At 67.0% G+C, this 15,369-nt stretch carries 17 protein-coding genes; 6 read left to right on the plus strand and 11 right to left on the minus strand.

Going from position 1 to position 15,369, the window contains the following annotated elements:
* Nucleotides 1–84: 84 nt before the first annotated feature.
* On the plus strand, nt 85–585 hold the full coding sequence (locus tag NQJ30_RS10045) for a hypothetical protein (RefSeq protein WP_255769815.1): 501 nt from the start codon (nt 85–87) through the stop codon (nt 583–585).
* 1 nt (nt 586) lies between these two features.
* On the opposite strand, the gene NQJ30_RS10050 is transcribed toward NQJ30_RS10045, so the two are convergent.
* Genes NQJ30_RS10050 through NQJ30_RS10070 form a run of 5 tightly spaced genes read right to left on the minus strand, consistent with a single transcriptional unit; the run spans nt 587 to nt 4,198 of the window.
* Complete coding sequence (locus NQJ30_RS10050; protein ID WP_164204101.1) at nt 587–967, minus strand: RNA-binding S4 domain-containing protein; 381 nt, start codon at nt 965–967, stop codon at nt 587–589.
* A gap of 43 nt (nt 968–1,010) precedes the next feature.
* The gene (locus NQJ30_RS10055) at nt 1,011–2,006 is read right to left on the minus strand and encodes a sensor histidine kinase (protein ID WP_255769778.1); all 996 of its coding nucleotides are present in this window, start codon (nt 2,004–2,006) and stop codon (nt 1,011–1,013) included.
* On the minus strand, nt 1,999–2,667 hold the full coding sequence (locus tag NQJ30_RS10060) for a response regulator transcription factor (protein ID WP_255769779.1): 669 nt from the start codon (nt 2,665–2,667) through the stop codon (nt 1,999–2,001). Before NQJ30_RS10060 ends, NQJ30_RS10055 begins: the two co-directional genes overlap by 8 nt.
* A gap of 4 nt (nt 2,668–2,671) precedes the next feature.
* Nucleotides 2,672–3,382 carry a DedA family protein gene (locus NQJ30_RS10065; protein ID WP_255769780.1) on the minus strand — a complete coding sequence of 237 codons (711 nt, stop codon included), beginning with the start codon at nt 3,380–3,382 and terminating at the stop codon, nt 2,672–2,674.
* 30 nt (nt 3,383–3,412) lie between these two features.
* Entirely contained in the window at nt 3,413–4,198 is a 786-nt protein-coding gene (locus NQJ30_RS10070; protein ID WP_255769781.1) for a phosphatase PAP2 family protein, read from the minus strand.
* A 139-nt stretch (nt 4,199–4,337) separates the two neighbouring features.
* Between NQJ30_RS10070 and NQJ30_RS10075 the strand changes: the two genes are divergently transcribed.
* Nucleotides 4,338–5,222: a cytochrome c oxidase assembly protein gene (locus tag NQJ30_RS10075; RefSeq protein WP_255769782.1), complete on the plus strand. Its 885-nt coding sequence runs from the start codon at nt 4,338–4,340 to the stop codon at nt 5,220–5,222.
* Here NQJ30_RS10075 and NQJ30_RS10080 read toward each other — a convergent pair.
* From NQJ30_RS10080 to NQJ30_RS10095, 4 genes are all read right to left on the minus strand, one after another.
* The gene (locus NQJ30_RS10080) at nt 5,219–5,878 is read right to left on the minus strand and encodes a GntR family transcriptional regulator (protein WP_255769783.1); all 660 of its coding nucleotides are present in this window, start codon (nt 5,876–5,878) and stop codon (nt 5,219–5,221) included. The genes NQJ30_RS10075 and NQJ30_RS10080 overlap by 4 nt on opposite strands.
* 117 nt (nt 5,879–5,995) lie before the next feature.
* The gene (locus tag NQJ30_RS10085; RefSeq protein ID WP_255769816.1) at nt 5,996–6,949 is read right to left on the minus strand and encodes a transketolase family protein; all 954 of its coding nucleotides are present in this window, start codon (nt 6,947–6,949) and stop codon (nt 5,996–5,998) included.
* Nucleotides 6,950–6,990: 41 nt separating this feature from the next.
* Complete coding sequence (locus NQJ30_RS10090) at nt 6,991–7,863, minus strand: transketolase (RefSeq protein ID WP_255769784.1); 873 nt, start codon at nt 7,861–7,863, stop codon at nt 6,991–6,993.
* A 50-nt stretch (nt 7,864–7,913) separates the two neighbouring features.
* Nucleotides 7,914–9,251 (minus strand): MFS transporter, encoded by a 1,338-nt coding sequence (locus NQJ30_RS10095; protein WP_255769785.1) that lies wholly within the window; start codon nt 9,249–9,251, stop codon nt 7,914–7,916.
* Nucleotides 9,252–9,435: 184 nt separating this feature from the next.
* Between NQJ30_RS10095 and NQJ30_RS10100 the strand changes: the two genes are divergently transcribed.
* Genes NQJ30_RS10100 through NQJ30_RS10115 form a run of 4 tightly spaced genes read left to right on the plus strand, consistent with a single transcriptional unit; the run spans nt 9,436 to nt 13,388 of the window.
* Complete coding sequence (locus tag NQJ30_RS10100; RefSeq protein ID WP_255769786.1) at nt 9,436–10,260, plus strand: sugar phosphate isomerase/epimerase family protein; 825 nt, start codon at nt 9,436–9,438, stop codon at nt 10,258–10,260.
* A 51-nt stretch (nt 10,261–10,311) separates the two neighbouring features.
* A complete protein-coding gene (locus NQJ30_RS10105; RefSeq protein WP_255769787.1) occupies nt 10,312–11,085 on the plus strand; it encodes an SDR family NAD(P)-dependent oxidoreductase in 774 nt (257 codons plus the stop codon).
* Nucleotides 11,086–11,127: 42 nt separating this feature from the next.
* The gene (locus NQJ30_RS10110) at nt 11,128–12,900 is read left to right on the plus strand and encodes a dihydroxyacetone kinase family protein (protein ID WP_255769788.1); all 1,773 of its coding nucleotides are present in this window, start codon (nt 11,128–11,130) and stop codon (nt 12,898–12,900) included.
* A complete protein-coding gene (locus NQJ30_RS10115; protein ID WP_255769789.1) occupies nt 12,897–13,388 on the plus strand; it encodes an RpiB/LacA/LacB family sugar-phosphate isomerase in 492 nt (163 codons plus the stop codon). Before NQJ30_RS10110 ends, NQJ30_RS10115 begins: the two co-directional genes overlap by 4 nt.
* Before the next feature lie 63 nt (nt 13,389–13,451).
* Here NQJ30_RS10115 and NQJ30_RS10120 read toward each other — a convergent pair whose 3' ends face one another.
* Nucleotides 13,452–14,294 (minus strand): SDR family oxidoreductase, encoded by an 843-nt coding sequence (locus tag NQJ30_RS10120; protein WP_255769817.1) that lies wholly within the window; start codon nt 14,292–14,294, stop codon nt 13,452–13,454.
* Nucleotides 14,295–14,318: 24 nt separating this feature from the next.
* Nucleotides 14,319–15,323 carry an aldo/keto reductase family protein gene (locus NQJ30_RS10125; protein ID WP_255769790.1) on the minus strand — a complete coding sequence of 335 codons (1,005 nt, stop codon included), beginning with the start codon at nt 15,321–15,323 and terminating at the stop codon, nt 14,319–14,321.
* Nucleotides 15,324–15,369: the final 46 nt, after the last annotated feature.

Raw genomic sequence — 15,369 nt, forward strand, 5'->3', positions numbered from 1 at the left:
CCGGCTGCAGATAAGACGTATGTGGATAAACCGCCTGCGGAGAGCAGCCCCGCAAACGGTGCCGCCGCGGGTAACCTCAACAGGATGAACAGGAAAACGCTCAAGTCTGACGGCTTCACAGGCTTCAGGCCGTTCGACAGCCTCGAGATCATGCGGGTTCCGCAGGGCACCGGCGTGTTCGCCGTCCTGCGGCCCAACGAGTACGAGCCACATTTCCTGAAGAGAAGCACCGCGGGCGTCTTCAAGAAGAAGGTCCCCACCGTGCCAGCCGAAGCGCTGTTCAGCGAGTGGGTGGACGGCGCGGACATCCTCTACATCGGCAAGGCGGGCCTCGGGAGCAAAGGCAACCGGGGCCTCCGGAGCCAGATCAAGGAGTTCCTGGACTTCGGGAGGGGTTTGCCGCCGGGTCACTGGGACGGCCGGCTGATCTGGCAGCTGACCCACACGGACGAACTGATCATGGCGTGGAAAGAGTTGCCCGCCGATCACGTGAACCAGGCTGAAGCCGCCTACCACGCTGCCTTCGTGGCGGACCACGGAAAGCTGCCGTTCGCGAATCTGGTGCAGGCCAAGCCGAAGGGCTGACTTAGGAGCCCTTGAGTCGTTCCATTTCGCGCCGGTCCTTCTTGGTGGGCCGTCCGGCGCCACGGTCGCGCTGCGGCAGTCCCAGCGCCGGTGCGACGGGCCGGGGCGGGGTGTGGTCCGTGAAGCAGTGGGAAGCGGCCTCGGCCCCGACCCGTTTGGCAATCAGCCGGCGGACTTCAAGAATGCGTTCGAAGCCGGACATCCGGATGGTGACGGTCTCGCCCGTGACCAGCGTGGCGGACGCTTTCGCGGGGCTGCCGTTGAGCCGCACGTGTCCGGCCCGGCACGCGGCAGTGGCGGCGGAGCGGGTCTTGTAGGCGCGGATCGCCCACAGCCACGCATCGAGGCGGACGCTGGCGGGGGAGGCAGGAAGGCTGGTCATGGCTGGCACCGAGTATACGGCGTGGCACGCCCGGACCGGCAGGTCAGGGGGTGGCCAGCGGAAGCGTGATCCGCATGGTGGTGCCGTCCGGGCCCGTGGCGGCGATCTCCACCGTCCCGCCGGCGGCGGTGGCCACATCGCGGACCAGCGCCAATCCGATGCCGAAGCTGCGTTGCGCCCGCGTACCGTCCGGACGCGGCGTCCTGACGAAGCGCTCGAAAATCCTGTCACGTTCGACGCCGGATATTCCGCTTCCCGTGTCCGTCACCGTGATCACGGCGCTGCGTTGGTTCGCTGCCGCGGCGAGCGTAATGGTCCCGCCGGCGGGAGTGTGCGCCAGGGCGTTGTCAGCCAGGGCCAAAATGGCGCGGCGCAGGCTGCTTTCGTCGATCCGGGCCAGCGGACGTGAGCCCGGCGTGACGTCGACGGTGACATCCTGGCCGTGGGCGATGGTCCGGACGCTCTCTGCAACGGACTCCACCACCCCGGCCACATCAACCGGTTCGGCAGGGGATTCTGCGGCGCCTCCCGTTGCGGCCAGGAGCAGTTCGTTGACGATGGCCGTCAGGGCGGAGGTTTCCTGCCGGATCCTGGCCAGGGCCTGTCCCGGCTTCGACTCAGGGGGAGCGTCGCGCTGGGCCAGTTGGATCCGGGCGTCCAGGATGGCCAGGGGCGTGCGCAGTTCGTGGCTGGCGTCCTGGACGAACCGGCGCTGCAGTGCCATCGCCGTACCCAAGGGCTCGATGGCGCTGCGGGCACTTAACCAGCCGATCACCCCGGCGAGGACGATCCCGGCCGCCCCGGCGATGATTAGGGCTTTAAGCAGGTCCTTGTAGTCAAGGTACGCAAAGTCTGCCGCTGGCCTGGCCGTTGCCGGCAGCTCGGGGTGGGACAGCTGGTTGGTCAGATAGATCGCGGCGCCGGCCAGGAGGCAGAGGACCATCACGGCGCAGGCCACACTGATGCGGACAGCGATCCGGAGTGCGGCTTTGCGGAGGGTGGCCCGGTCCGGGTCCGCGGCCCGGGTTCGCTCATTCATGGCCGTCCCCGATCTGGTAGCCGACGCCGTGGACCGTCCGGATCACGTTCCGGGAAATCTTGCGGCGCAGGTGGTGGACATAGGTGTCAATGACGCTTGGCTGGTCGGTGGACGGGAAGACGGAACCGATGAGCTCGTCGCGGCTGAAGACGCGGTCCGGTTCGGTGGCAAGGGCCGCCAGCAACTCGCACTCCTTCGCGGTCAGCGTCACCTGGGGCCCGTAAACGGACCGCACGGAACGGCCGACTGCGTTCAGTTCCCAGTCGCCGATACTCACCGTGGGCTGGGCGTAGCTGCGCGTCAGAGCACGCAGCCGCGCGGCCAGCTCACCGGCGTCGAACGGTTTGGTCATGTAGTCGTTGGCGCCGGCGTCCAGGCCTCGGACCTTCTCATCCGTTGCGCCGAGGGCTGTCAGGATCAGCACCGGCGTCGAAATCCCTTTCGCCCGGAGAGCGTTGATGAGGGCAATCCCGTCCAGCCCGGGCAGGCCGCGGTCGATCACCATGACATCCCAGGGGTCCCCGAGGGCAGCGCTCAGCCCACGTTTTCCGTCCGCCACCAGGCTGATCCGGTAGTCGCCTTCCAGCAGCTCGGCAATAAGCGGGCCCAGCACCGGATCGTCCTCGACCAGCAGCAGGGACGGCCGGGCATCTGTTGTCATGGGCCTATTCTTCCGTGGCCAGCTCTTCCACGCGCCGGTTTTCGGATTCTTCGGCCGGTTCCGCGACGTTGCCCTTGTTCTTGCGGCGCTTGAGGTACTCAATGCCCCACGGGATCACTGAAAGCAGGACCATGACCACGGCGATCAGGTCGATGTTGTTCGCGATGACCTCGAAGTGCCCCAGCCAGGAGCCCAACAAAATCACGGAGGCGGACCAGGCCACAGCGCCCACGATGTTCCAGAGGATGAATTTCCGGTAGGTGTAGTGGGCAATCCCGGCTGCCAGCGGGGCGTAGGTGCGGACGATCGGCACAAAACGGGCCAGCACCACCGCACCACCGCCATGCCGGTGGAAGAAGTCCTGAGTCTGGGTCAGGTGCGATGTTTTCAGGATCCGGGCATCGTCCTTGAACCAGCGCCTGCCGAACGTCCGGCCGAGGAGGAAACCGACCTGGTCGCCGGCCACCGCCGCCGCTGACACGACGCCGATCAGGACCGGGAGGGTGAGGTTCAGCTGCTGATGCAGCAGGCCGGCCGTGAACAGCAGCGAGTCGCCGGGCAGGAACGGGAAGAGGACCCCGGATTCGATGAACACCATTCCGGCGATCACCGCCAGCGCGCCCGGCCCGAACCCTTCGAGGAGCCCCGCTGGGTCCAGCGGCGAGGAAGCCGCCACGGAGGCGGCCACCGTGGTCAGAGCATGAAATGACTGCATGATGCCTTTCTGGGGGCAGAGATTCTTGGCTTAGGGCAAGAAGGGGCGCGTGACCGCATTAACCGGTACCCGCTGCCACAACCGCGGCGCGAGCCAGGTCCAGCACCCGCTCACGAGGATCACAGCCGCGGTGCCCGCCAGAAGCGACCCGACGACGTCGGACGGGTAGTGGACGCCGATGTACAGCCGCGACCACGCCACGAGGGCCACCACCACCACGCCCGCAATGGCAGCGAACTTTGCCCCGCGCGTCCCGCGCGCCAGGAAGTACACGGCGAAGGCAACCGTCACGGCGAAAGTGACGTGACCGCTCGGAAAACTATCCGCACCGTTCTCCGGTGCCAGCGGGTCGAACAGCAACGTGGAATCGGGGCGCTGCCTGGCCACCAGGATCTTGAAGAATTCGCTCGCCACCCAACCGGACACGGCCACCAAGCCAAACGCCACGGCATTGACGGGAGCCCGGCGCACCAACAGCAGGACCAATGCGACGGCAGCGATCAGCAGAACCCCGGCTACCGGACCAAACAGCAGGTTCAGGGCCATGGCCACGCCGGTCAGCGGGGCGCTGTGATGCTGGCTGAGGTTCTGGTCCACGGCAAGCTCGTCAGTGCTGATGCCCGGAACGACGGCAACGGTGACGCCAAGAACCACGACCGCGGCCGCCAGGAGGATCCCCCACAGAACCCAGAGCCGGGGCCGGGGCAGTGCAAGCAGCCGCGTTCCGGCGCCGCCGCGTGCGCCGTTCCGTGCGCCGCTTTGGGGGGCGTCTGCGCGGGCGGTGGACAGGTTGTTGCTGTGGACGGTGTCTGGCATCAAATACTCCGGCTCGCTCTCTGCGGCCGGCCGGCCGCGAAGGAACCAGTCTTTCCCGGCGCCCTTAAGGAATCCTTAAGAATGAAGCCGCTCAGGGATCGCCCGGCGTTTTCCAAGGAACATCCCTTACCCTTGGCCAGTGCCTCCCTTCGAAGTTGTCTTAGGCGCCTGGCAAATCGACTGGGCGGCCCTGCTCCTCATTGTTGCCTCGGGCGTGCTGTATGGGCTCGGCCTTCGGTCGGCGGCGGCCAAGGGCCGGCATTGGCCGTGGTGGCGGACCGCTGCGTTCTACCTCCTGGGCCTGGGAGCACTGACGGTCCTGACCTGCGGCTTCCCCGGCGTGTACAGCGCGGAACTGCGCTGGGCCTTCACGCTGAAGATCGCCCTGCTGCTCTTTGTGGTGCCGCTGCTGATAGGGCTGGGCAAGCCCATTTCCCTGGCCCGGGCAGCGCTTCCAGCCGGGGGCGTCGCACGACTGAACACCATCCTGTCCCACCGGGTGGTGCGCTTTTTCAGCAACTCCCTGGCTGCCCCGCTGCTGGGACTGGCCCTCTTTGCGACGTTCCTCACGCCGCTTTTTTACACCCTGAGAACGGACCCGGTGGCGGAGGCGCTGCTGACGGTCGGCGTTCCGTTGCTGGGCCTGCTGATGGCGCTTCCGATCATTGAAGAGGCCGATTTCCAGCGTTCCAGCGCCTTCATCACGCTCGAATTCGTTTTTGTCTTCATCGAGCTGCTGGTGGACGCGGTTCCCGGGATCCTGCTGCGCCTCAACGGCCAGGTCCTGGACCACGTGACCACCGTGGCGGGCTCCCCGCCCGCCTGGTTCCCGGGCGCCCTCCGGGACCAGCACCTTGCCGGGGATCTCCTCTGGTTCATCTGCGAGATCGTGGACCTGCCGCTGATCATCCTGATGTTCATGCGTTTCTCCCGGAGCGACAAACGCGAGGCCCGCAGCTTCGATGACCTCACGGACCAGGAACTCGACGACCTGAACGCCGAGCACCTCAGGCGCGGCCGCTAGGAGGTCAAGGTTTCTGCCGCGCTGTCCATGTGCTCCCGGATGGTCTTCCGGGCCAGGGACGCATCGCCGGTCTCGATCGCTGCCACGATGTCGTAATGCCGGTCCGTGCTCATGTTCCGGACGCCCTTTTCCTGGCCCGCGAACATGATGGACATCCGGATGGAGCCCTCCAGCGACTCCCACGAATGCAGCAGGGTTTCGTTGCCGGTGAGCCGGCACAGGGTCCGATGGAATTCCAGGTCGGACTCAACCCGTTCCTGCATGCCGGCCTTTTCCGCAGCGGCCATGGCGTCGATGGCTGACTTCAGCGCGGCGATGGCCTGCTGGCGGTCGGGAAGTTCGCACAGCGTCCGGGCGGCCAGGGATTCCAGCGCGGCCCGGACCGAGTAGATGTCCCGGATTTCCTTGGCATCCAGGTGCCGCACAGAGAGCCTTCCGCGTGGTCCCGCTGAGAGCAGGCCCTCCTGTTCCAGCTGGCGCAGGGCTTCGCGGAGCGTGCCGCGGCTGATCTGGAGCATCTCCGACAATTCCGTTTCCACCAGGTGCCGGCCGGGCTCCAGCTCACCGCTGGTGATGGCCGCGCGCAGTGCCGCAAGTGCCTGCTCGCGGAGGCTCCTCTTCTGCAGTCCCAGCAGCGGTGCTGTAGCTACGGCCATCGTGTTCATCCTCAATGTCAGTGGTCGACTGTTTACAGTCGGTGTGTTAACCGTAGATGTTACGGCAGAAGCGCGGAGCCGGGTGGGTTTCGGCGCCGCGCTTCCGGCGCAACGTCCTTACGTCAGTTCGGCGAGTACCTTCGCCACGATCTTTTGGATACTGAGTCCGTAGCGGTCGTGGAGTGTGGGAAGGGCGCCGGCGTCGAGGAACTGGTCCGGGAGCCCGATGGGCACCACGCGCTTGCCCACGCCGGCGGTGACGACGGCGGACGCGACGGTTTCGAAGAGACCGCCAATTACGCTGTGGTTTTCCAGCGTCACTGCGAGGCGGTCGGTGTTGATCTCGGCCAGGACGGTTTCGGCGTCGAACGGCTTGATCGTGGGGGTGTGCACGACGGCGACGTCCACGTTGTGTGCCGCCAGGGCCTTGGCTGCGTCGAGGGCGCGCATGGTCATCAGCCCGGAGGAGATGAACACGACGTCGTTGCCGCCGCGCAGGACCTTGGCCTTGCCGAGCTCGAACGTGTAGTCGTACTCGTCGAGGACGGTGGGCACGTTGCCGCGCAGCAGGCGCAGATACGTGGGGCCCTCGGAGGCGGCGAGCTGGGGGACGGCCTGTTCGATGTCGATCGAGTCGCAGGGATCCACGATGGTCAGGTTGGGCATGCCGCGGAAGATCGCCATATCCTCGGTGGCCTGGTGGCTGGGTCCGTAGCCGGTGGTCAGGCCCGGCAGGCCGCCCACGATGTTCACGTTCAGGTTCGGTTCGGCCGCGTCCAGGCAGAGGAAGTCGTAGGCGCGGCGGGCTGCGAACACGGAGTAGGTGGACGCAAACGGGACGAGTCCGGTTTCGGCCAGGCCGGCCCCGGCGCCGAAGAGCAGCTGTTCGGCCATGCCCATCTGGAAGAACCGCTCCGGGAAAGCTTTCGCGAAGATGTGCATGTCCGTGTACTTGCCCAGGTCCGCGGTGAGGCCGACTATTTTGTCGTTTTCCTGCGCGGCCTTCACCAGCGCGTGGCCGAACGGTGCGGATGCGGTCTTCTGGCCGGGTTCGGCGAAGGACGCGATCATCGCCGAGGTTTTCAACTTCGGTTTGGTAACGGCGGCGGTGCTCACTTGGTGTCTCCTTCGGCGGCGTCGAATCCCGCAGTCAGCTGTTCGCGGCAGGTCTGCCATTCGTGTTCTTCGATGCGCATGAAGTGCGCTTTTTCGCGGTCCTCCAGCAGCGGGACGCCGCGGCCCACCTTCGTGTCGCACAGGATCACGGAAGGGCGGCCGACGGCGGCGGCCTGGTCTGCGGCGTTGTCGAACGCTGCGAGCAGCGCACCGACGTCGTTCCCGTCCACGCGCTGGGTGTACCAGCCGAAGGATTCCCACTTTTCGGTGACGGGTTCGGTGCGCAGGACGGTGTCCGTTCTACCGTCGGCCTGGAGGGCATTGATGTCCACCATGGCGGTGAGGTTGCCGAGCTGGTGGTGGTGGGCGCCCATCGCTGCTTCCCAGGTGGAGCCTTCGTCGAGTTCGCCGTCGGAGAGGAAGTTGAACACCCGGGCTGTGGAGCCCTGGTAGCGCAGGCCCAGGGCCATGCCCACGGCGATGGTCAGGCCGTGGCCGAGGGAACCGCCGGAGATTTCCGTGCCGGGGGTGTAGGTGGACATCCCGGACATCGGGAGGCGGGAATCGTCCGAGCCGTACGTTTCCAGTTCGGCGACGGGGACGATGCCGGCTTCGGCGAGGGCCGCGTAGTGGCCGATCGCGTAGTGGCCGGTGGAGAGCAGGAACCTGTCCCGGCCCTCCCATTCGGGATCCTCGGCGCGGAAGTTCAGCTGGTCGCCGTAGACGGTGGCGAGCATGTCCGCTGCGCCGAGGGCCTGGCCCACGTACCCCTGGCCCTGGACCTCGCCCATGTTCAGGGCGTGGTGCCGGATCCGGTACGCGGCGGCACTGACGTGGTGGAGGCGGTCAGTGGCGGTTTCCTGGGTCATTCTTTCCTTCGACGGGGTTCCGGCAGCGTGCAGTTCCTGGGTAGCGGTCATCAGGCGCTCACCGACTGGGGTGTGCTTTTGGTGGCTTCATCGGCCAGTTGGCGTTCGCGCTTGCCCCACGTTTCGCGGGTGGCAATGGCGGCCCACAGGCCGATCGCGGCGTAGGCGCCGAACAGCAGAGCCGGTCCCATCCAGCCGAAGCTGACGAACAGGAGTGTGGTGATGAAGGGGGTGAAGCCGGAAACCATGGCGGAGATCTGGTATGCCAGCGACGCGCCGGAGGAGCGGGTCTTCGCCTGGAAGAGCTCGGGGAACCAGGCACCCTGGGCGCCGGCGAGGGAGTTCTGGCAGACGGCGTAGGAGAGGACCAGGGTGGCGATGACGAAGAAGAACAGCCCGGTGTTGACCAGCAGGAACATGGGGACCGCGAAGAGCACGGCGAAGGCGCAGGACCAGATGTAGAGCGGCCGGCGGCCGATCCGGTCCGTGAGGCGGGCCCAGGCCTGGGTGGCAAAGATGCCGATCGCGGAGGCAATGCACAGGGCAACGAGCGTCTGGGTCTTGTCCGCCAGGTGCTGGCTGTTCAGGTAGGAAATCATGTAGGTGACGGAGACTGCGTAGCCGGCGGTTTCGGCGATGCGCAGGCCGATGCCCTTGATGATGTTGCGCCAGTCGGTCTTGAGGACCTCCACGATGGGGGACTTGACGATCGAGCCGCTCTCCTTGACCTCGTCAAAAACGGGGGACTCGGGGACCTTGGAGCGGATGATCAGGCCGACCACCACCAGCACAATGCTGGCAAGGAAGGGGATGCGCCAGGCGAGTTCGCCGCCCAGCTGGACGCTGCCCAGGAAGACCAGGTTGGCGAGCAGCAGGCCCACCGGGAAGCCGGCCTGGACGATGCCCGTGTACTTGCCCTTCTTTTTCCAGGGTGCGTGCTCGTAGCTCATCAGGATGGCGCCGCCCCATTCAGCACCGAAGGCCAGGCCCTGGATGATCCGGACGAAGACCAGCAGTGCGGGAGCCAGCAGGCCAACCTGCCCGTAGGTGGGGAGCAGGCCGATCATGAACGTGGCCACGCCCATGAGGATCAGGGACGCCACGAGGACCGGCTTGCGTCCCAGCTTGTCCCCCAGGTGGCCGCCGATGATGCCGCCGATGGGCCGGGCGGCAAAGCCGACGCCGAGGGTGGCGAAGGCTGCCAGCGTGCCCGTCACCGGATCGCCGGTGGGGAAGAACGCCGTCCCGAAGTACAGGGCGGCAGCGGTGCCAAAGCCGATGAAGTCGTAGGTTTCGATCACGGCGCCGACGCCGGAACCGATGGCAACCCGCCTCGCATCCTTGGTGCCGTGAACCGGGCCCCGCATGCTGAGAGCTTCTTTGCTCATGGTTAATCCCTTTCGAAGAACAGCGGCCGGAACCGTCGCTGTCGACTGTTAACAAATGATATGCCCCCAGTGTGAGCTGCATCATGCAGCATTGTCAACAGTCAATGTTGGAGGTTGACTGTTGACAATGCATTCACCTACAGTGATTCATGTCACCACCCGCTTATCCAGAGGATCAACGACGATGTTCAACTCCAGACTCGGCTGCTCGTCCATCAGCTTCCGGCACCAGGACCTGCCAGCCGCCCTGCGGACCATCAGCGGCCTCGGCTTTGAAGAAATCGATCTCGGCGCCCTGCCGGGAGTGTGCGACCACGTCCCTTACAACCTGGACCTCGCGGCCGTCGCCACCGTGGCAGCGGAAGTCGGGGCCTCCGGACTGCAGGTCCGTTCAGTCAACGGGGATATCGGGGACCTGAACGCAGTCCTCGACGACGACGCCCGGGCCTCCCGCGAACGTCACCTCGAAGCACTGCTCACCCTGACGGCCAACACCGGCGCGAAGGCGCTGGTCCTCCCATGCGGCGCACTCAGCCACCACCCCGTCCGGAGCCTCGACGAGGACCTGGACGAAATCGCGGCCCAGCTCACGCACGCCGCCCGGCGCGCGGCGGAGTTCGGCGTCGAGCTCTGGACCGAATCCCTGCACTTCCTGCGGTTCTGCTGGAACCTCGAGCGCGCGGAACTGCTGGCCACGCGGCTGGCGGGGACCGGCGTCGGCATTGTGATGGACTTCAGCCACATTGTTGCCGCCGGCGAAGATCCGCTGGAGTACCTCGAACGGCACCCGGGCCGCATCTCCCACGTCCACCTCCGGGATGCGGTGCCGGGCAACATCAACCTCAGCATCGGCAACGGCCAGGCCGACTTCGCCGCAGGCCTCCGTGCGCTCGCGGAGAGCGGCTACACCGGCCACTTCTCGCTCGAACTCGAAACCCGGGACGTCACGCACGACGAACGCCCCGCCGCCGCAGCCAAAGCGGCCAGCTTCATCACCGACCTCATCTGACCCCCTGCCCAACGACGAACACCACACGCCAAAGCACATCCAAGGAGCATCATGACCACCATCCAGCGCACCGCCGTCCTCACCGGAGCCACCTCCGAGCGGGGCATCGGCATCACCACCGCCCGCCGCTACGCCAGCCAGGGCTGGGCAGTGGTGATCCTGGACCTCGACGGCGAGAAGTCCGCCAAGGTCGCCGCGGAAATCGGCAACGAATTCAACGTCCCGGCATTCGGCCACGAAATCGACGTCGCCAACGAAGGCTCCGTCAACGCCGCGTACGCCGCCGTCAGGAAGGAAATCGACGCCGGCATCCTGCCGCAGGTGGGCGCCCTGGCCAACATCGCCGGCATCACCTCCCCGGTCCCCTTCCTCGAGACCACCCTGGAGCTGTGGCACAAGGTAATGGACGTCAACGCCACCGGCACCTACCTGGTCACCAAGGCGTTCCTGCCGGACATGATCGAGAACGGCTGGGGCCGGATCGTCAACATGTCCTCCGTCTCCGCCCAGCGCGGCGGCGGCGTGTTCGGCAAGGTTCCCTACTCCGCCGCCAAGGCCGCCATCCTGGGCTTCACCAAGGCGCTGGCCCGCGAACTCGGCACCGCAGGAGTCACCGTCAACGCCATCACGCCCGGCGCTGTGGACACCAACATCCGCGTAGGCAGCACCGAGGAGCAGGAAGCCGCCATCAACGCCGGCATTCCCCTGGGCCGCAACGCCACCACCGAGGAAGTTGCCGCCGTCATCACTTTCCTGTCCTCCGAGGAATCGGCCTACCTCACCGGCACCACCATCGACATCAACGGCGGAAGCCACATCCACTAGCAGCGCCCCCACCCCATAACCAGGCACGTTAGAGAGCCCACCATGACCAAGATTTTCAACGATCCTTCCGAATTCGCCGAAGAAGCGCTCGCCGGATTCTGCGACGTCCACGCCGGCCTGGTACGCCAGGTTCCCGGCGGCGCCGTGCGGCGCCACCGGCCCGCCAAGCCCAAGGTTGCGGTCCTCGCCGGCGGCGGGTCCGGCCACTACCCGGCGTTCGCCGGGCTGATCGGCAGCGGACTGGCCGACGGCGCCGTGGTGGGCAACATCTTCACCTCACCCTCCGCGCAGCAGGCCTACGCCGTGGCCAAGAACGCGGACTCCGGCGCCGGTGTGGTGTTCGCCTATGGCAACTACGCCGGCGACGTGATGAACTTCGGCATGGCCAGCGAACGCCTGGCCGCCGAGGGCATCCTGGTTGAGAACGTCCTGGTGACGGACGACATTGCCAGCGCACCGCCGTCGGAATCCGGGAAACGCCGCGGCATCGCCGGTGACTTCACGGTCTTCAAGATCATGGGCGCCGCAGCCGAAGCGGGGGCGGACCTGGCCGAGGTGGCACGGCTCGGCCGAAAGGCCAACGGACTCACGCGCACCATCGGCAGCGCCTTCCACGGCTGCACCTTCCCCGGCGCCGACGCCCCGTTGTTCTCGCTCAAGGACAAGCAGATGGGACTCGGCCTGGGAATCCACGGCGAACCCGGCCTGTTCGACACCGATCTACCATCCGCCAAGGAACTCGGCCAGGAGTTCGTCTCCCGGCTGCTGGCCGAAACACCCGAAGGCGCCGGCGATCGGCTCGCGGTCATTCTCAACGGCCTGGGCTCCACCAAGCATGAGGAACTCTTTGTCCTCTGGCTGACCTTGGCCCCGCTGCTCCGGGACGCCGGCTACACCCTGGTGATGCCCGAGGTGGGCGAACTGGTCACCAGCCTGGACATGGCCGGGGTGTCCCTGACCATCACCTGGCTGGATGAGGAACTGGAGCCGCTCTGGACTGCCCCTGCCGAAACGCCCGCGTACCGCCGGGGCAATGCCGCGGTTGCGGCCGGGGATGCCTCCGGCGAGGAAACGTCCGACGCCGCCGCCGCACCTACCGCTTTCGAAGCAACCGAGGATTCCCGCGAGTTCGCCGGCCGTTGCCTTTCGGCGCTGAATGCCGCCCGTGACAGCCTGCACGCAGCCGAAGCACGGCTCGGGGACATGGACGCCATCGCGGGGGACGGCGACCACGGACGCGGCATGGTCCGCGGCATCGACGCCGCAAGCACCGCAGCAGCGGCCGCGGCGGAGCAGGGCGCCGGGGCGGGCTCGGTCCTCATCGCCGCCGGTGATGCCTGGGCGGACAAGGCCGGCGGCACCTCAGGCGTTCTCTGGGGCGCAGGCCTGCGGGCATTCGGGGAATCGCTGGGCGATCAGCGCAGCCCTGACGCATCGCAGCTGGCGGCCGGGGTGGGCGCGTTCACGGACAGGATCACCGGCCTGGGCAAGGCGGAGCCGGGTGACAAGACCATGGTGGATGCACTGGTGCCCTTCACGGCGACCTTCACCCGGCTGGCGGCCGACGGCACCCAGCCGGGACAGGCATGGGACGCGGCTGCCGGTGCAGCCACCTCGGCGGCCGAAGCCACGGCGTCGCTGCGGCCCCTGAAGGGCCGGGCCCGGCCGCTTGCCGAGAAGAGCGTGGGCACCCCGGATCCCGGGGCCACGTCCCTGGCGATGCTCTTCACCGTAATGGGGCCCTACCTGGCAGGTCCGGACCAGCCGGCACCCGCCGCCGCCACCGTCAGCCAGCAGCAAGGAGCACTCTCATGACCGCCACACAGGAAAAGCCCGGGCTGCGCCTGGTGCTGGGCGCCGACGAAGCCGGCGTCGACTACAAGAACCGCATCCTGGCAGACCTCCAGGCCGATCCCAGGATCAGCGAAATCATCGACATCGGGGTCAACCGGACCGACAGCCCGGAGGACTTCACCAAGCCGTACCCGTTGGTTGGCATCGCCGCGGGTGAACTCATCCGCGACGGCAAGGCCGACCGGGCCATCCTCTTCTGCGGGACGGGGATCGGGGTGGCCATCGCCGCCAACAAGGTGGACGGCATCCGGGCCACCACGGCCCACGATTCGTTCTCGGTGGAGCGCTCGGTCCTGTCCAACGACTGCCAGGTGCTCACCATGGGCCAGCGGGTAGTCGGCGTGGAGCTCGCCAGCAGGCTCGCCAAGGAGTGGATCGGCTACACCTTCGATCCGGCGTCTGCCTCGGCGGATAAGGTCAAGGTCCTCACGGACTTCGAAGGCTGCTGACCGCCGCATCCGGACGGAGCCCGCGGTCAGCAGCCCGCGGGCCGCCGGACGACTCCCGCGGGCTTACAGCTGGGGCCGGTCCAGGAACTCCGCCAGGCTCAACGGGTCCTGGCCGGTGAGGCCGTGGACATCCGGTGAGATTCCGGCCAGTTCACCCGCAGCGATCGCCGTGTAGGTGCTGACCCAGGCGTCCACCTGCCACGGCGGTGCGCCGTAGGATGCCCGGGATGCGTAGGCCTCGTCCACTGTTTCCGGGTGATAGGTGACGGTGCGCGCGGTTTTCGCCGTCAGGATGTCCGCGGCGGCTGCCAGGGTCAGCTCGTCCGGCCCGGTGAGGTTGTAGGTGGCTCCCGCATGGAGCGCGGGATCCTGCAGCACCGCCACCGCGCACCGGGCAATGTCTTCGCGGCAAACCGCCGAGACCACCCCGTTCCCCGCAGGCCCGCGGATCACACCGTCTTCGCCTGCCAGGAGCGGCAGGAAGTCCATGTAGAAGTTGTCCCGCAGGAAGGTGTACGTCATGCCGGAGGCCTTGATCCGCTCCTCGGTGGCGTAGTGGTCGCGGCCCAATGTGAACACCGAATCCGGGGCCGCGCCGTAGAACGACGTGTACACCACGTGTTGGACCCCGGCCGCGGCGGCCGCATCGACGAAGGTGTAGTGCTGCTCCAACCGGTCCTCGGCCTCGGCCGCGGACACCATGAACAGGACCTTGACCCCCTCCAGCGCCTTGTTGGATGAACCAGCGTCCGCATAGCTGAAGACCAGCGGAACGGCGCCGTCGAGGTCCGGGGCGCGGCCGGCGTCGCGCACCAGCAGGCGCTGGGCGGAGCCGGCGTCGGCGAGCTGCCGGGCCACCATCCCGCCCAGGCCCCCGGTGGACCCCGTGACGGCAAGTTCCGCCATCGGCGGCAGGGAAGTCACGGAGGCCTAGCCTTCGCGGGTGGCGGGCGAGGTGGTCTTCGCCGGATCGCGTTCCGCGAGCGCGCCGATGGCGTCGTCGATCCTCTTCAGGACCTCGGATTCGAGCTTCACGCCGGCAGCAGCCACGCTGTCCGCGATCTGTTCGGGCCGGGACGCGCCCACAATGGCCGAGGCCACGTTGGGATTCTGCAGGGCCCAGGCCACGGCGAGCTGCGGCATGGTGAGCCCTGCCTCCGCGGCCACCGGCTTCAGTTCCTGGACGCCCGCGAGGACGTCGTCGCGCATCCAGCGCTGAATCATCTTTGCGCCGCCCTTGTCATCCGTGGCGCGGCTGCCTTCAGGTGCGGGCTGGCCGGGCAGGTACTTGCCGCTCAGGACGCCCTGGCCCATGGGGGACCAGACAATCTGCGAGACGCCCAGTTCTTCGGACGCGGGCACCACCTCGGCCTCGATGACCCGCCACAGCATGTTGTACTGCGGCTGGTTGGAGATCAGCTGGAAGCCCAGTTCCTTGGACAGCGCGTGGCCCGCGCGGAGCTGGTCCGCCGTCCATTCGCTCACCCCGATGTAGAGGGCCTTGCCCTGCCGGACGATGTCCGCGAACGCCTGCATGGTCTCTTCCAGCGGCGTTTCAAAGTCGTAGCGGTGGGCCTGGTAGAGGTCCACGTAGTCTGTCTGCAGCCGGCGGAGGGAGCCGTTGATGGACTCCATGATGTGCTTGCGGGACAGGCCCAGATCGTTCTTTCCCTTGGGGCCGGTGGGGCCGAAGACCTTGGTGAAAATCTCCAGGGATTCGCGGCGCTCGCCTTTCAGCGCCTCGCCGAGGACGGTTTCCGCGGCGGTGTTGGCGTAGACGTCGGCCGTGTCAAAGGTGCTGATGCCGGCGTCGAGCGCTGCCCTGACGCACTGGGTGGCGACGTCGTTCTCCACCTGGGAGCCGTGGGTCAGCCAGTTGCCGAACGTGATCTCCGAGACTTTGAAGCCGCTGTTTCCGAGGTATCTGAATTCCATGGTTTCCACGCTAACGGAGTTGGTTGCTCAGGGTAAGGGCCCAAGA

This window comes from Pseudarthrobacter sulfonivorans (assembly GCF_024391045.1).
Taxonomy (GTDB): Bacteria; Actinomycetota; Actinomycetes; order Actinomycetales; family Micrococcaceae; genus Arthrobacter; species Arthrobacter sulfonivorans_B.

Excerpts from the sequence above, each read along its gene's own strand:
- NQJ30_RS10045 (WP_255769815.1), top strand. The coding sequence starts at position 85 with ATGAACAGGAAAACGCTCAAGTCTGACGGCTTCACAGGCTTCAGGCCG.
- NQJ30_RS10050 (WP_164204101.1), bottom strand. The coding sequence starts at position 967 with ATGACCAGCCTTCCTGCCTCCCCCGCCAGCGTCCGCCTCGATGCGTGG.
- NQJ30_RS10055 (WP_255769778.1), bottom strand. The coding sequence starts at position 2,006 with ATGAATGAGCGAACCCGGGCCGCGGACCCGGACCGGGCCACCCTCCGC.
- NQJ30_RS10060 (WP_255769779.1), bottom strand. The coding sequence starts at position 2,667 with ATGACAACAGATGCCCGGCCGTCCCTGCTGCTGGTCGAGGACGATCCG.
- NQJ30_RS10065 (WP_255769780.1), bottom strand. The coding sequence starts at position 3,382 with ATGCAGTCATTTCATGCTCTGACCACGGTGGCCGCCTCCGTGGCGGCT.
- NQJ30_RS10070 (WP_255769781.1), bottom strand. The coding sequence starts at position 4,198 with ATGCCAGACACCGTCCACAGCAACAACCTGTCCACCGCCCGCGCAGAC.
- NQJ30_RS10080 (WP_255769783.1), bottom strand. The coding sequence starts at position 5,878 with ATGGCCGTAGCTACAGCACCGCTGCTGGGACTGCAGAAGAGGAGCCTC.
- NQJ30_RS10085 (WP_255769816.1), bottom strand. The coding sequence starts at position 6,949 with ATGATCGCGTCCTTCGCCGAACCCGGCCAGAAGACCGCATCCGCACCG.
- NQJ30_RS10090 (WP_255769784.1), bottom strand. The coding sequence starts at position 7,863 with ATGACCCAGGAAACCGCCACTGACCGCCTCCACCACGTCAGTGCCGCC.
- NQJ30_RS10095 (WP_255769785.1), bottom strand. The coding sequence starts at position 9,251 with ATGAGCAAAGAAGCTCTCAGCATGCGGGGCCCGGTTCACGGCACCAAG.
- NQJ30_RS10100 (WP_255769786.1), top strand. The coding sequence starts at position 9,436 with ATGTTCAACTCCAGACTCGGCTGCTCGTCCATCAGCTTCCGGCACCAG.
- NQJ30_RS10105 (WP_255769787.1), top strand. The coding sequence starts at position 10,312 with ATGACCACCATCCAGCGCACCGCCGTCCTCACCGGAGCCACCTCCGAG.
- NQJ30_RS10110 (WP_255769788.1), top strand. The coding sequence starts at position 11,128 with ATGACCAAGATTTTCAACGATCCTTCCGAATTCGCCGAAGAAGCGCTC.
- NQJ30_RS10115 (WP_255769789.1), top strand. The coding sequence starts at position 12,897 with ATGACCGCCACACAGGAAAAGCCCGGGCTGCGCCTGGTGCTGGGCGCC.
- NQJ30_RS10120 (WP_255769817.1), bottom strand. The coding sequence starts at position 14,294 with ATGGCGGAACTTGCCGTCACGGGGTCCACCGGGGGCCTGGGCGGGATG.
- NQJ30_RS10125 (WP_255769790.1), bottom strand. The coding sequence starts at position 15,323 with ATGGAATTCAGATACCTCGGAAACAGCGGCTTCAAAGTCTCGGAGATC.